Source organism: Brevibacillus borstelensis (assembly GCF_036700025.1).
In the GTDB taxonomy this organism is placed as follows: Bacteria; Bacillota; Bacilli; order Brevibacillales; family Brevibacillaceae; genus Brevibacillus; species Brevibacillus borstelensis.
In genome coordinates this window covers 4,262,688-4,276,808 of sequence record NZ_CP144922.1, presented here as the reverse complement: position 1 = coordinate 4,276,808, position 14,121 = coordinate 4,262,688, and the positions used below count along the sequence as shown (strand labels likewise).

Annotated in this window: 13 protein-coding genes and 1 other annotated feature; of the genes, 9 read left to right on the top strand and 4 right to left on the bottom strand. The window is 50.5% G+C overall.

Annotation, left to right across the window (positions count from 1 at the left end; all coding sequences use genetic code 11):
- Positions 1–241: 241 nt before the first annotated feature.
- Entirely contained in the window at positions 242–2,635 is a 2,394-nt protein-coding gene (locus V5G20_RS20560) for a penicillin acylase family protein (RefSeq protein ID WP_327956541.1), read from the top strand.
- A 33-nt stretch (positions 2,636–2,668) separates the two neighbouring features.
- Here V5G20_RS20560 and V5G20_RS20555 read toward each other — a convergent pair whose 3' ends face one another.
- The gene (locus V5G20_RS20555; protein ID WP_039071101.1) at positions 2,669–3,139 is read right to left on the bottom strand and encodes a DinB family protein; all 471 of its coding nucleotides are present in this window, start codon (positions 3,137–3,139) and stop codon (positions 2,669–2,671) included.
- 221 nt (positions 3,140–3,360) lie between these two features.
- Here V5G20_RS20555 and V5G20_RS20550 point away from each other — a divergent pair, with 221 nt between their 5' ends.
- A complete protein-coding gene (locus V5G20_RS20550) occupies positions 3,361–4,257 on the top strand; it encodes a hypothetical protein (protein WP_155807991.1) in 897 nt (298 codons plus the stop codon).
- A 51-nt stretch (positions 4,258–4,308) separates the two neighbouring features.
- Here the strand turns inward: V5G20_RS20550 and V5G20_RS20545 are convergent, their stop codons facing one another.
- Positions 4,309–4,884 carry an NAD(P)H-dependent oxidoreductase gene (locus V5G20_RS20545; RefSeq protein WP_031932270.1) on the bottom strand — a complete coding sequence of 192 codons (576 nt, stop codon included), beginning with the start codon at positions 4,882–4,884 and terminating at the stop codon, positions 4,309–4,311.
- Between the two features lie 225 nt (positions 4,885–5,109).
- Here V5G20_RS20545 and V5G20_RS20540 point away from each other — a divergent pair, with 225 nt between their 5' ends.
- The 4 genes from V5G20_RS20540 (at position 5,110) to V5G20_RS20525 (ending at position 7,871) form a co-directional block, all read left to right on the top strand.
- Positions 5,110–6,147 (top strand): AraC family transcriptional regulator, encoded by a 1,038-nt coding sequence (locus V5G20_RS20540; protein WP_031932271.1) that lies wholly within the window; start codon positions 5,110–5,112, stop codon positions 6,145–6,147.
- A 61-nt stretch (positions 6,148–6,208) separates the two neighbouring features.
- The gene (locus tag V5G20_RS20535; RefSeq protein ID WP_051925443.1) at positions 6,209–6,685 is read left to right on the top strand and encodes a helix-turn-helix domain-containing protein; all 477 of its coding nucleotides are present in this window, start codon (positions 6,209–6,211) and stop codon (positions 6,683–6,685) included.
- A gap of 32 nt (positions 6,686–6,717) precedes the next feature.
- On the top strand, positions 6,718–7,140 hold the full coding sequence (locus V5G20_RS20530) for a VOC family protein (protein WP_024984441.1): 423 nt from the start codon (positions 6,718–6,720) through the stop codon (positions 7,138–7,140).
- A 332-nt stretch (positions 7,141–7,472) separates the two neighbouring features.
- Positions 7,473–7,871, top strand: coding sequence for a DoxX family protein (locus tag V5G20_RS20525; protein WP_338462001.1), 399 nt, complete (start codon positions 7,473–7,475; stop codon positions 7,869–7,871).
- Positions 7,872–8,065: 194 nt separating this feature from the next.
- Here V5G20_RS20525 and V5G20_RS27165 read toward each other — a convergent pair whose 3' ends face one another.
- Entirely contained in the window at positions 8,066–8,233 is a 168-nt protein-coding gene (locus V5G20_RS27165; protein ID WP_375338681.1) for a VOC family protein, read from the bottom strand.
- Between the two features lie 32 nt (positions 8,234–8,265).
- Entirely contained in the window at positions 8,266–8,448 is a 183-nt protein-coding gene (locus tag V5G20_RS20520) for a hypothetical protein (RefSeq protein WP_218032624.1), read from the bottom strand.
- 300 nt (positions 8,449–8,748) lie between these two features.
- Positions 8,749–8,978, top strand: a binding site (T-box leader).
- Between the two features lie 93 nt (positions 8,979–9,071).
- On the opposite strand from V5G20_RS20520, the gene V5G20_RS20515 reads away from it, so the two are divergent.
- The 3 genes from V5G20_RS20515 (at position 9,072) to htpG (ending at position 13,997) form a co-directional block, all read left to right on the top strand.
- Positions 9,072–10,625 (top strand): 2-isopropylmalate synthase, encoded by a 1,554-nt coding sequence (locus V5G20_RS20515; RefSeq protein WP_003387893.1) that lies wholly within the window; start codon positions 9,072–9,074, stop codon positions 10,623–10,625.
- Between the two features lie 110 nt (positions 10,626–10,735).
- Positions 10,736–11,911, top strand: coding sequence for a PstS family phosphate ABC transporter substrate-binding protein (locus tag V5G20_RS20510; protein ID WP_338461996.1), 1,176 nt, complete (start codon positions 10,736–10,738; stop codon positions 11,909–11,911).
- Positions 11,912–12,116: 205 nt separating this feature from the next.
- A complete protein-coding gene (gene htpG / locus V5G20_RS20505; protein WP_003387888.1) occupies positions 12,117–13,997 on the top strand; it encodes a molecular chaperone HtpG in 1,881 nt (626 codons plus the stop codon).
- The last annotated feature ends 124 nt before the right edge of the window (positions 13,998–14,121 follow it).

Here is a 14,121-nt window from a genome sequence, read left to right as displayed (position 1 = left end):
AGACAGCCAATGCCCAACTACAGTTACGCCCGGAACGTTCAAATCGATACGGGCATCCGCGAAATGCCAGTGCACGGGCAACAGCTTGCATGCAGGAACGACTCAAGATCGTCGGGAAATCCGGGGATAGGTTTCGGGGGGGTTGGAATTTTTTTCTATTGGGCGGTTTTGTGGTATACTAAAGAAAATTCACTGAATAGTCATTCATTTTTTACCTTGTACAAAAGGGGGGGCGAGTTCAATGGAAGCTGTGCTTCAAAAACAGAAGGTGAGCAGAAGGAAAAAAGCGGTCAAGATTGTTGTTGCCGCAGTGGTTGTTTTGCTTGTAATCAGCGCTGTTTTATTTGGAATCGCAAACGCATACATAGCAAGGTCGCTGCCGCAGATCGAAGGCGAGCTTTCCGTGGCGGGGCTTGCAGAATCGGTAACGGTCGCAAGAGATGAGCATGGCGTCCCGCATATTTACGCCAGCAACGAGCATGATTTATTCATGGCCCAAGGATATGTTACGGCACAGGACCGCCTGTTTCAAATGGACTTGAGCAGAAGGCAAGCATCCGGCGAGCTCAGCGAAGTCATTGGCGAGAAGGCTGTGGACCGCGATAAATACTTCCGGACGCTCGGATTGCGCAGAGCGGCAAAGCTCTCCCATGAGGTCTACTCGCAGGAAGCCAAGGATATCCTGCAATGGTATGCAGACGGGGTGAATGCCTACATCAGCGAGGCGAAGGCAAAGGGAGCCTTGCCCATCGAATTTGCACTTCTGGGCTATGAGCCAAAGGAATGGACGCCGCTCGACTCGCTGACCATCGGAAAATACATGGCCTATGATCTGGGCGGGCATTGGGAAGGGCAAGCGTTTCGCTATTACCTCCTGAACCATTTTCCGAAAGAGAAGGCGTACGATCTGTTCCCGAACGAGGAAAAAGCGGGGCCTCCGATCATTCCGCCCATCGGGGATGGAAAAGTAGATGTCGAGAAAAGCTTTGCCAAAGCGATCATTCCCCCTGAATTCAATGGGAGCAACAACTGGGTGGTTAGCGGCAAAAAAAGCGCGTCGGGCAAGCCGCTGTTGGCGGATGATCCGCACCTGTCCCTGGCGACGCCATCCATTTGGTACCAGACCCATCTGAAGGCTCCTTCGGTAAATGTGAGCGGTGTTATTTTTGCGGGAGTCCCGGGGATTATTCTGGGCCATAACGAGCATGTGGCCTGGGGAGTGACGAATACGGGACCGGATGTACAGGATTTGTATATCGAAAAAAGAAATCCGGAGCAGCCGAGCCAGTTTCTCTACATGGGGAAATGGGAGGAAGCACAGGTCATCGATGAGCCGATCCGGGTGAAGGACAAAGAGACGATCCCGTATCAGGTCACCATTACGAGACATGGGCCTGTTATTTCGGAGTTCGCCGAAGATAGCGGCAAAGATACCGTTTTCTCGTTGAAGTGGACGGCGCTGGAGCCATCCCGGGAGCTGGAAGCGGTTTTGCGGATGAATAAAGCGAAAAACTGGAACGAGTTTGAAAAGGCGCTGGAAGACTTCCACACGCCGACGCAAAATTTTGTATTTGCCGCACAGGATGGGACCATCGCCTACAAGGCAAACGGGAAAATTCCCATCCGCAAAAAGGGCAACAGCCTCGTCCCTGTTCCCGGGTGGACAGATGAATACGAGTGGACGGGGTACATCCCGTACGACCAGCTCCCCAAGACTGTGAATCCAAAGCAGGGCTTCATCTCCAGCGCGAATTACAAAGTCACGGATGACAGCTATCCGTACCACATCAGCAATGTCTGGGCACAGCCGTATCGTCAAATGAGAATACAGCAGGTGCTGCAGGCAAAGGAAAAGCTGACCGTGGAGGACATGCAAAAGCTGCAAATGGATCAAGCAAACCTGCAGGCTGATGAATTCGTGCCGATCTTTTTGGAGCATGTGAAAAAGGAGCCGCTCACGGAGAAAGAAAAGGCTGTTCTCGCTGTGCTGGAAACATGGAATTTCGTCGACGACAAAGATTTGGCTGCGCCTCTCGTATTTCATACGTGGATGCGACAAGTGGCGAATGTCCTGTTCAAGGAGCAAATACCGGACAGCATGAATGACTTGTTTGAAGGAAAGAGGCAAATCGTCGACGATCTGATCCGCAGAGCCCACACCGGCAAGCCGGGTCCTTGGGTACAGGAGAAGGGAGGGCTTTCCAAGGTGCTTCACGCTGCTTTGCAGGAAGCCATTGCGGAAATCGAAGCTGCCCACGGAACAAACAGCGAGAAATGGAAGTGGGGCGAGGCTCATCAAATGTCTTTTCTTCACCCCTTGTCCAGCGTGACCGGACTGAACTACCTCTTTAACTGGGCAAAACCGATCCCGGCAGGGGGGAGCGCCGTAACTGTCCAGGCCGCCAGCTACAATCAAAAGACGGGCCTCATCAACCACGGGGCATCCTGGCGGTTTGTCGTCGATACGAATGATTTGACAAAGGGGTATCATGTAGTCGGTCCCGGTCAGTCGGGACATGTAAAAAGCCCTTGGTACGACGATCAGTTTGGTGCATGGGTTGAGGGAGTGTACCATGCCACATCCATCGCGGACACACAGGAAACAGGCCATGTGCTAACGTTCCGGCCCAAGTAGATTGTTGTTAGGTCGGGCGAAGGAGGGTCCTCCTTATAGCCTATGCTCCCGAAATGCCTGCTTTACCCGCTCAATCTGGGAGAGGTGGTCATGGACATGCTGGACGCGCAATTCCAGCAGCTCTTTGAACGTGTACCGCACTCCATCGGGATATTGCCCGACCCGCTCAAGCTGCTCGGGAGTCAGATTTTCGAGAAGCGGCAGCATGCTGGCCCGCAGCATTTGGAACAGGAGCATATGCTGCTTGCGGTCCAATCGATCATATCCGAGGTTATCCGTCCAGGCTTCCTGATCAAATGACAGGAGAAGCGGTTCTTCCTCCGCCAAGACTTTTCTCAGCCGATGTGTCGCCAAGATTTCGGCATCTGCAACATGAATAAGAATCTGGTGGATGCTCCATTTGTCCGGTGCAGGTTGGAACCGCAACTCCTCCTCAGACAATCCTTCAACGGCTTCTCGCAGCAGCTCATGGTCTTGGCGGTACTCCTCGATCAACTTTTCCATCCGTTCCTCTCCTTCATCATAATTCGTGTGGCTGGTAGCCATTTCGAATATAATTCTTCGATATAGAGCAAGTACCTTCTGGGTTTTCACGAAATAAATGTAACCACGTTGTGGAAGACGTGGTTTTTTACTGAACGGACCTCATGGCAGGCCAGAAGGAAACTTTTCATGGGATCAGCCGTCTATTTAGTTGAAATTTGTACGAGGAGCAGAAAAAGCTGATGGGTAACATACGGATTCATCTCTGCACAGTGATGATTTTGCTAGTAGTAGCTGCAAGTGCTTGCGGCAACCCAATGGAATCCGAACCAACCTTACGGGTCGACGGGGATGGCCTTGAAAAAACGGTTCGCTCAGAAGGCTATGGCTTGCAAGCACGTTTGGAGCCGGAAGCAGAAGGCATCGCTGCGTATTCGTTCCCTGAACAGGCTGCACTCTTGTTCCAAGCGGTTGAGCTTACAGAACTCGAAAATGCAAAGCCTGCCCAGACATGGGAGCATGCCGGAACCATTCCATTCGGAAACGTAGCGGGAAGCCCGGCATTTTTGCAAGTGTTTAAAGAAACAAATCCGGTTGCCTCTTGCGGTTCCGATTACCAGGCTGTTGCTCTTCTTGAACATAAAGGAGAGACGTTCGGCTATCGGGAATGTTTTTCTGCCAGTCTGATTGAAGACGCCATTCAAAAGAAAAAGGCTTCCGTGGTCTTGTTGGAGAAAAACCATGCCGCTGCGGGCTCAAATTACGTGCTGCAGGGTGCAGCGGCATTAGCTGCAAACGGACCGGCCAGGATGGGTTATTTTTACTATGATAGTTCCCAAGACAAATGGTTCGCCTTTGAGGATTGGGGGAACCCGCGTCTTGCAGACCTGGACGGAGACGGAGCGGATGAACTGGTCAATCAGTTTGAAGGCTTGCACCTTCACTGGCCGGATGTAAACATATACCGCTGGAGGGGCAGCGTGCTTGAGAAGAGCGAATCGGTCAAGGCGGTGCTGCAGGTACCCCATTTTTCCTTGAGCTCTGCCATCGCAAACACGGAGAGCGGTCCGCATACAATCAAAGTCCAAGCTGCAATGGACAGCGAGTCCGTCCGTACGGAGTCGGCAACTTACAAATAGGAGAGCGGGAAGTTGCTGCGAATCGCCAGTGAATGACAGTATCCGTCGGCGTTACGCCAGTTTGGAGCCTAGCTGCCTTGCTTTCTCCAGCCATTTGGCCCGCTGCTTCTCCGATGAAGAGTTCACCGGGCTGATTTCGGTCACACGCACTGGCTTGATCCCGCAAAAATGCAAGATGTTTCGTTTCATCACGAGATGCCCGGCTTGTCTGTAGATCAAGCGATTGTACCAGGCAGGCGTATCCATAGTGACGATCAAACGCGCCGTTTTTCCGGTCAAGAGCTTATCCCATAATGGAGAATCTGTTCGGTATTTATACGCGAACCCGGGCAAAAAGACGCGGTCAAAAAATCCCTTCAGGATGGCAGGCATCGTTCCCCACCAAGTCGGGTAGACAATGACGAGATGGTTGGCCCAGCGGATCAATTCCTGCGCTTCCTGCAAGTCGCTTTCAAGCTCGGTTCTTTTCCGGTACCCATACTTCAAATTCGGATCAAACTCAATTTGGCTCAAGTCGATGGTCCGAATTTGTGCCGATGTGCTGGAGGCCCCTTCCATATAAGCATGGGACAAGGCAGAGCAAAAGCTTTCCGGATCGGGATGTCCGTTGATTACGAGAATATTCAACTTTCTGTATCCCCCTTTGTGCGTATTATGAAAAAATTGGCTGCCTCCGCGGTTTGCACACACTGCCGGGCGGGAGCAAAAACCGTAGCCTTCCGATGCGATTCATTCATTGTGATAGGATGGAAAGAAGGACTGTATTCAGTATAACGGATGAATTTCGGACACATAAATGATGCAAAGCGCATAAATGTTGTTGTTTTGCGCAAAAGGGAGGCTTGGACGTTGATGGATGACCAGGGATTTGCCATTTCCATGGTGTACCCGATCATGAAGACCATCGCGCAAAAAGGGTTCGATTTCGGGCAGTTTTGCCGTCACGTTTCTTTTGACATGGCGAAGCTGCAGGATGTGGACGCCCGCATAGACGAGAGCGAGCTGGTGCGGTTGATGAACGAAGCCGCCCGGTTTACGCAGGACGACTATTTCGGCCTGCATCAGGGAGAGCTTACGGACATCGCCGATATGGGCATTCTCGGCTATGTCATGATGCACTCCGATAGAATCGTCGATGCGCTGAAGGCTTATCAAAGGTACAACGTGATTCTTTGCAGCGGGTATAATCTGGATTGGGAGGAGCAGGGAGACGATGCGATCCTCCGGTTTTACAAGACAACCCCAACGCCGATGTCCCGCCAGTGCGTGGAGGATATGGTCAGCTCCTTGTATCATTTGATTGCCCGCATGAGCAACCGGTCCATTGCGATAAAGGAGCTGCAATTTGCCCATGCAGCTCCTGCGGATGACGGCCCGTACTTGTCCATATTCGGCGTAGAGCCGCGCTTTGACGGGCGGGAAAATGGGCTGCGCATGAGCAAGGAGGTTCTGCAATATCCGATCCTGTATTCAGATCCGCGATTGCGGAGAGCTTTTGAACCGATCGCAGAAGAAGTCAGAGAGAAGCTGCTCAGAGGAAGGGAATTTTCGGACCGTGTCTTCCAATGGATGATGGCGTGCATGCCTGCGTCTCTTCCGACTTTGCAGGAGACAGCAGCATCGTTTCAGATGAGTACGCGATCACTGCAAGCGAAGCTAAAGGAAGAGAGTACGTCTTATAATGAGTTGTCGGCTCGCGTTCGCAAGGAAATCGCGTTGGTTTATTTAAACAAGCACGAGTATTCCATCAGTCAGATTGCCTACTTGCTGCATTATACAGAGCCAAGCGCATTTCAAGCTGCATTTAAAAAATGGACGGGATTGACGCCGGGGCAGTACCGGGCTCAGAGAAGGCAAAAATCGGTATCCCTCGATACTGCTGAATTATGAGCATTGCCGCACATACAATCCCGGCGTCGATGAATCTATGATCAAAAGGAAGTGAATTCACATGCGAATGTATCTTCCTTTTCAAACACCTGCCGTGCAGCGCGAACTGCTCGATTTGCTGAAATGTTTGCATGCACAGGCAGCTGATTCCGACGATCTGCTGCAAACGAGTCTGCAATACATGTACGTCAGTCGCGGAATGGTTTCGATGAGCTCTTTGGCTGACTTGCTCGGATACAGTGACCGGAATATAAGACGAGGCTTTCAAAAAGAGCTGAGGGTCTGCCCAAAAGAGCTTTCAGACATCATCCGCTTTCAGAGCTTGCTGCGAGAGCTGAATAATGGATCGCAGTCCCATTTCGCTGACGTAGCTGTAAAATACGGTTATTACGATCAGGCGCACTTGATCAATCAATTTAAACGTTATTATGGATTGACTCCCAACCAGGTTTTCAAACAGGTAAAAAGCAAAGAAACGTGTCCGTTTTTTACTATAAAAAAGGGTGGCAACCGGCGATCATATGTGAAAAGTGAATAAAAAAATCAGCTCTGGGAGGACTGTTCAAGATGATGAAACCGCGAATTTCCGTTCTTACATTGGGGGTAGACGATCTGGAAAGATCGCTGACATTCTATCGCGACGGACTCGGTTTGCAGACACAGGGGATCATCGGTACAGAATTTGAACACGGCGCCGTTGCCTTTTTTGACCTGCAAGCCGGGCTCAAGCTCGCTATCTGGCAGCGGAAGGACATCGCCCATGAGGCGAAGGTTCCTTTGGCATCGCCAAGCTCAACCGAATTTACGATCGGTCACAATGTCGGCAGCAAAGAAGAAGTGGACAAGATCATGGAACTCGCCGAAAAGGCCGGGGCCGTGATAACAGACCCGGCGCATGAAGCCTTTTGGGGCGGATACTCCGGGCACTTCCTGGACCCGGACGGCCATTTGTGGGAGGTAGTCTGGAATCCGGCCTGGGAGATTGAGGGTTAACTTGCCGCTTGTATTCGGTGTATGGTCAGTGTAGGAGTACAGGATTGATCCTGCCGACATGCTGGAGCTTACAAACACATTCAAGCCACGTCAGCGGACGTGGTATTTTCTTTGAATGGAGTTGGCATCTAGCGTATGACAGCAATCCATAAGAAACCAGGAATGATTTGTTTTGCTACTATTTACGTATACAAGAGGCACGATCCTGGTTGCTGGGAAAGGGAGGATGGGAGAAGTCAGAGCAAAGCGGTAAGGAAGGTATTACGAATGGAAATGAAGCTTGATCGTAAAAACGCCCGAAAGTGGAAAATGAGGAAAGGAGAAATGACAGGATGAACAGCATTTCAAAAAGCCGGCTGTGGACGGCGCGAATCATGAGCGGACTTGTCATTTTGTTTATGCTCTTCGACAGTATTTTCAAATTTATTCAACCAGCTCCCGTAGTGGAAGGAACACTGCAGCTCGGATACGCCCAGCATCATCTTGCTGTGATTGGTACACTCGGACTCATCTCCACGATTCTTTACGCGATTCCTCGTACAGCTTTTTTGGGCGCGGTCCTGCTGACCGGCTATTTCGGGGGGGCCATCGCTACACACATTCGCATGGATGCTCCTCTTTTCAGCCATGTCCTGTTTCCGGTCTATCTTGCGGTGTTGGCTTGGGGAGCGATTTGTCTGAGAAACGAAAGGGCACGGAAACTCATTCCCCTGCAAAACAGAGAGGATTGAGAAGGATAAATACGCTTCCTTACACCGGCTGAACTGCCGGTGTTTTCGTTGGTTCCAAAGAGGGGCTGGGCATCGGCCTTTCAGAAGGTGTTTCTGATCGGTTCTCTTTTTGCCGTAGTGGCGTTTATCATTTGCTACTGCAGTTGAAAGGCCGCCTTCCAACGAAAGGAGAGAGTCGGGAGTGCTGCCGTACCTCAAACCGGTACAGAGCAAATTGTGATATAATATCCGTCTAAATCGCGCAAGGTGAATTCATTGTGTCCGGCAAACGGATTAAGATGGGGCTCTTCCTCAATCTTTGTTCCAAGCGATTGAGCTCTTTCCCATGCACGGTCGAAATCGTCAACCCGGAAAAAGAGCAACAGTCCGTTTCCAGGCTTTCCATGATCCGGACTCAGTAACGACGGATGCCCATGATCACCCCAATGATGCAGGCAAAGCAGGATGTTCCATCCGTATCAACAAGCTGATCAAATATGCCGTTGGAGTGGCTATTTTGGAAAGCGAGCAGCGATTGATACCACTGCGAACTGGCCTTCACATCATTCACTGCAATGATTGGTTCTGTACGCACCATTACCGGTTTGCACGTCCTCTCCTTCCAGATTAGGTTTAGGATAAGCCATAATACGGAATTTTTACAACCTTTTATCAGGAGAAACTAGAGATTGCACTAAGAGTGTAGCGGCGTCTTAAAAAGAGACGCCTCCATCGCGACAAGGATTTGGGATGGATGTACGGGATCGGTTTCACCGTTTGGACGGCCATCGGTGGAATATGCTGTACAGGGATATGAGCAAGATACCCCAAGCATAAAAAAGATTTGCCTGTTGACACAACTTTACGAATGTAATACAATTTCCAATAATTTAACAAGCAAATGGTTATGAGTAGAAGTAGTAGAAATGAAAAGATCTTTCAGAGAGCCGTTGGTCGGTGCGAAGCGGCAGTATCATTCATTTCGAACTCGTCTATGAACTGCTGCCTGACAATGTAGGGTAAGCCGGAGTTCCACCGTTACAAGGATAGATGGTGATGGCCATCGAATGAGCTCATTTCACAGGAAATGAAGTAGAGTGGTACCGCGGGGTCAACCTCGTCTCTATACGTAGAGACGGGGTTTTTTTGTTGGTTAAAGTCCGGGTTTAGCCGCCCCCGCTTGATATACAGAAAACAAGGAGTACTGGGGAGGAAGCACAGATGACAAGAAACATTATCGTATTGGATACCACTTTGCGCGACGGAGAACAAGTGCCGGGCGCCAAACTGAATGTCCACCAAAAAGTCGAGTTCGCACAGCAGTTGAAACGACTGCAGGTAGATATGATTGAAGCCGGTTTTCCCGCCTCGTCGCAGGGGGATTTTCAAGCGGTTCAGGAAATTGCCAAAAGCGTAGGGGACGCCGTCTCGATTACGGCACTGGCGCGCGCGGTCAAAAGCGATATCGACGCCGTGTACCATAGCATCAAGCTTGCGCAGGACCCGTTCATCCACATCGTGCTGGGTACCTCGAACATCCATGTGGACAAAAAATTTAACCGCTCCAAGGACGCCGTTCTGCAGATGGGGGTCGACGCGGTGAAATACGCCAAAACGCTGCTTCCGCGCGTGCAGTACTCGACAGAGGACGCATCCCGGTCGGATTTCGAATATTTGTGGAAAACGATTGAAGCCGTCGTCAAAGCAGGCGCTACCATCATCAACGTGCCGGACACGGTTGGATATGCGGTCCCGGAGGAATTCGGCGAGCTGATCCGCAAGATCAACGAACGGTTGAAAAATCTCAATGAGGACGTCATCCTGAGCGTCCATTGCCATAACGACCTGGGGATGGCTACGGCGAATACACTTGCTGCCGTGAAAAACGGGGCGGAAAAGGTCGAAGTGACCATTAACGGTTTGGGTGAACGAGCCGGGAATACATCACTTGAGGAAGTCGTGATGGGACTCAAGGTCCGGGAGAATTACTACAATTGCTCCACCAATATCAAAACGACAGAGCTGCTGCGAACATCCAAGCTGCTCACGTACCTGACTGGACTGGATGTACAGGTGAACAAAGCGATTACCGGGGAAAATGCCTTTGCTCACTCCTCCGGCATCCACCAGGACGGTTTGCTGAAGGATAAACAGGTGTATGAAATCATTTCGCCGGAAGACGTAGGGGCGGAGAGCATGGAACTGATTTTGACGGCCCGCTCCGGCCGCCATGCGTTTAAAAATGCGGTGGAAAGAATGGGCTTTGACACAGGCGATGCGGCTGACTTTGAGGCGCTGTTTGAAAAATTCCTCGCCTTGGCCGATTCGAAAAAAGAAGTGTACGACCACGACGTCTACTACCTGGTCACCAATCACCGCGCGCTTCAGCAGCAAAGCTGCGGTCAACTGTATGAGCTGGTATCCTTCCAGGTGATGACCAATGACCAGTATCCGACGGCCACTGTCAAGCTGAAAAAGGGCAACGAGGAATTTACAGACAGCGCGGTCGGCGACGGACCGATCGATGCTTTGTACAGTGTCATCAAATCGTTGGTGGGACTGGACGTGGAATTGAAGGATTACAAAATCAACAGCTTGTCCAGAGGGAAAGAAGCGATCGGGCGCGTCAATATTCGCATCGATCATCAAGGCAAAACGTACTCCGGACGGGCCATGGACACGGATATCATCAAGGCGAGCGCCATGGCTTTCCTCAACGGCATCAACGCCGTCCTGCTTGATGTGACGAATGAGAGCTTGAATCCGGTTGGGTAAGCTGGACAATCAAAAGCCCTTGGGAAACCAGGGGTTTTTGATTTGTTCCTTTTGCCATTCTTTTACATTCGCTTATAATGGGCAGTAGAGAAAAGAGCAAGGGGGCAGACATGTACAATCTTATCGGGAAAATCATTGGCTGCATCGTGATCATCGCTGGCCTGCTGTTTTTCGGTTTCATGGCGATGTTGTTTACAACGCTGCAAGGCGGAGTAAAATTTTATACGCCGCTTTCGGCAGTAGTAACGGCTGTGCTCATTCTGTTCGTTATTTTGCGAATGTTCACTCCAATCAAGCCGCGTATCCTTTATCGATCGCTGGCGGTCTGTTTTGGCCTGTGTCTCTTGGCCGTGGCAGGCTATGAGATCAACTACGCCTACCATAACAGTATCGAAACCGTTGGCGAGCAGGATGTAGATTTGGAGCAGTACCGCCCGTTTCAGCCATATACGAAAGCGGCAAAGCTGGAGGAGCCCTCGACCCTCAAGCTGGAATCCGGGCTGCCCAGAATTGACGGAGCGACAGCGTTTTATCCTTTATATGCCGCCTTTGTGCAGGCGGTTTATCCAGAGAAGCAGTACGATCTGTACGATGGCGAAGTGATGGTCAGCAAGACTCCGCAGGCATACGAAAATTTGATCGTAGGCAACGCAGATGTCATCTTTGCCTTTGCTCCCTCCGAATCGCAATTGGAGGAAGCCAAAAGGAAAGGCAAAGAGCTGAAGCTGACGCCGATTGGTCGGGAAGCCTTCGTCTTTTTCGTCAACGCGGAAAATCCCGTGAAAGGGCTGACGACCGGGCAAATCCAGGATATTTACTCGGGAAAGATCACCAACTGGAAGGAGGTAGGCGGCCCCAATGAAGCGATTCGCGCCTTCCAGCGGCCGGAGAACAGCGGAAGCCAAAGCATGCTGCAGAGGTTCATGGGAGACAAGGAGCTGATGACCCCTCCCCAGGAGGATGTGGTCCAAGGGATGGGGAGAATTATCGAGCAGACGGCGAACTACCGGAACTACAAGAACGCCATCGGCTATTCATTCCTCTATTTCGCGACCGAGATGGCAAGCAACGGCAATATTCGCCTGCTTGAGGTGGAGGGAGTAAAGCCGGAGAAAAGCACGATCAGCAGCAAGGAGTATCCGTTGACTGCCGAGTTCTACGCTGTGACAGCGGGCAGCGACAATCCGAACGTATCCAGGCTGATCGAGTGGATCCTGTCGCCACAAGGACAGTGGCTGGTGGAAAAGACCGGCTATGTGCCGATAGCGGATCCGGCTGTTCGATAGGCAAGCTGCAGGACCGGCCGCCAAGACTGGATTTGGATTGATAGGCGTGATACGAGCGTTCTGTCACTAAACCTCGTTGACACAAAAAGGGAGTATTGCTATAAAAAATAGTGGATAGCACTCAAGGCCAAAGAGTGCTAAAAAAGATTCGCTATCGCGATCGCTACATCGATGAACCAAGTTTCCGGGGAAGGGAGAATGTCCAATGGAAAAGAAGCAATTTCAGGCGGAATCCAAGCGGCTCTTGGAAATGATGATCAATTCCATTTACACGCAAAAAGAGATTTTTTTGCGCGAGCTGATTTCCAACGCGAGTGACGCGATCGACAAGATTTACTACAAAGCGCTGACTGACGAGAGCCTGGTCTTTGACAAAGACAGCTACTATATTAAGGTCATTGCCGACAAGAAAAACAGAACCTTGACCATCCGCGATACCGGTATCGGCATGACGAAGGAAGAGCTGGAAAATCACCTCGGCGTCATCGCCAAGAGCGGCTCTTTGGCGTTCAAAAAAGAGAACGAAACGAAAGACGGCCATGCGATCATCGGCCAATTCGGCGTCGGCTTTTATTCCGCATTTATGGTGGCGGATGTCGTGACGGTGATCAGCAAAGCGCTGAACGGCGACGGCGCATACAAGTGGGAGTCTTCCGGAGCGGACGGCTATACGATTGAGCCGTGCGAAAAGGAAACGGTCGGTACAGACGTCATCCTGAAGATCAAAGAAAACACGGAGGAAGAGAGCTTCGACGAGTTTTTGGAGGAGTACCGCCTGCGGGCGATCATCAAAAAATACTCCGACTTTATCCGTTATCCGATCAAGATGGATGTGACCGGAAGAAGACTGAAGGAAGGCAGCGACAACGAGTACGAGGAGTACCAGGAAGAACAGCGGATCAACAGCATGGTTCCGATCTGGAGAAAAAACAAGAGCGAGCTGACGGACGAAGACTACGAGAACTTCTACGCGGAAAAGCATTACGGCTTCGACAAGCCGCTCGCGCATGTCCATATCAACGCGGATGGCGCGGTGTCCTATCAGGCCATCCTGTTTATCCCGGAGAGCATTCCTTTCGACTATTACACCAGAGAATATGAAAAAGGCCTCGAACTGTATGCCAATGGCGTATTGATCATGAACAAATGCGCCGATCTGCTCCCGGACCATTTCAGCTTTGTCAAAGGAATGGTAGATTCGGAAAGCTTGTCTCTCAATATTTCCAGGGAGATGCTGCAGCATGACCGGCAGTTGAAGCTGATCGCGAAAAACATCGCCAGCAAAATCAAAAGCCAGCTGCAAAGTCTGCTGAAAAATGAAAGAGAAAAGTACGAGCAATTCTATAAATCGTTCGGCAGACAATTGAAATTCGGCGTTTACAGCGATTTTGGAAGCCATAAGGATGTCCTGCAAGATTTGCTCATGTTCTATTCGTCCAAGGAGAAAAAGCTGGTTACGCTCGATGAATATGTGGCGAGAATGCCGGAAGAACAGAAATACATCTACTACGCCTCCGGGGAATCGAATGAACGGCTTGAAAAGCTCCCGCAAACAGAGCTGGTGGCCGAAAAAGGCTATGAAATTTTGTATTTCACCGACGACATCGACGAGTTCGCCATCAAGATGCTGCAAAAGTATAAAGACAAGGAATTCCGTTCCGTATCGAGCGGCGACCTGGGCATCGAAGCGGATGATAGCCAAAGCGCCGACGAAGCCGAGAACAGCGAGAACAAAGAACTGTTCGACTATATGACCAGCCTGTTGGCGGGCAAAGTGAAAAAAGTAAAAGCATCCAAGAGATTGAAGAGTCACCCTGTCTGTTTGTCGACAGAAGGGGAAGTGACGATCGAAATGGAAAAAATCTTGAACGCCATGCCGAACAACCCCAATGTGAAGGCGGACAAAGTGCTGGAAATCAACGTTCAGCATGACGTGTTCCAATCGTTGAAAGACGCCTATGAAAAAGACAAGGAGAAGCTGAATCTGTATACGGCTCTCTTGTACAATCAAGCCCTTTTGATCGAAGGCCTGCCAGTTGAAGATCCGGTTGAATTTACAAATGATATTTGCAAAATCATGGTTTGATGAACGTGACGCAAAACGCTTGGGGTTCTGAAGTGGCCTCAAGCGTTTTTTCGTTTTCCCATTATCATTTTGTTATCATTGTTCATCTATTGATCGGGAATGCGCCCTGACCTATGATGTAGCT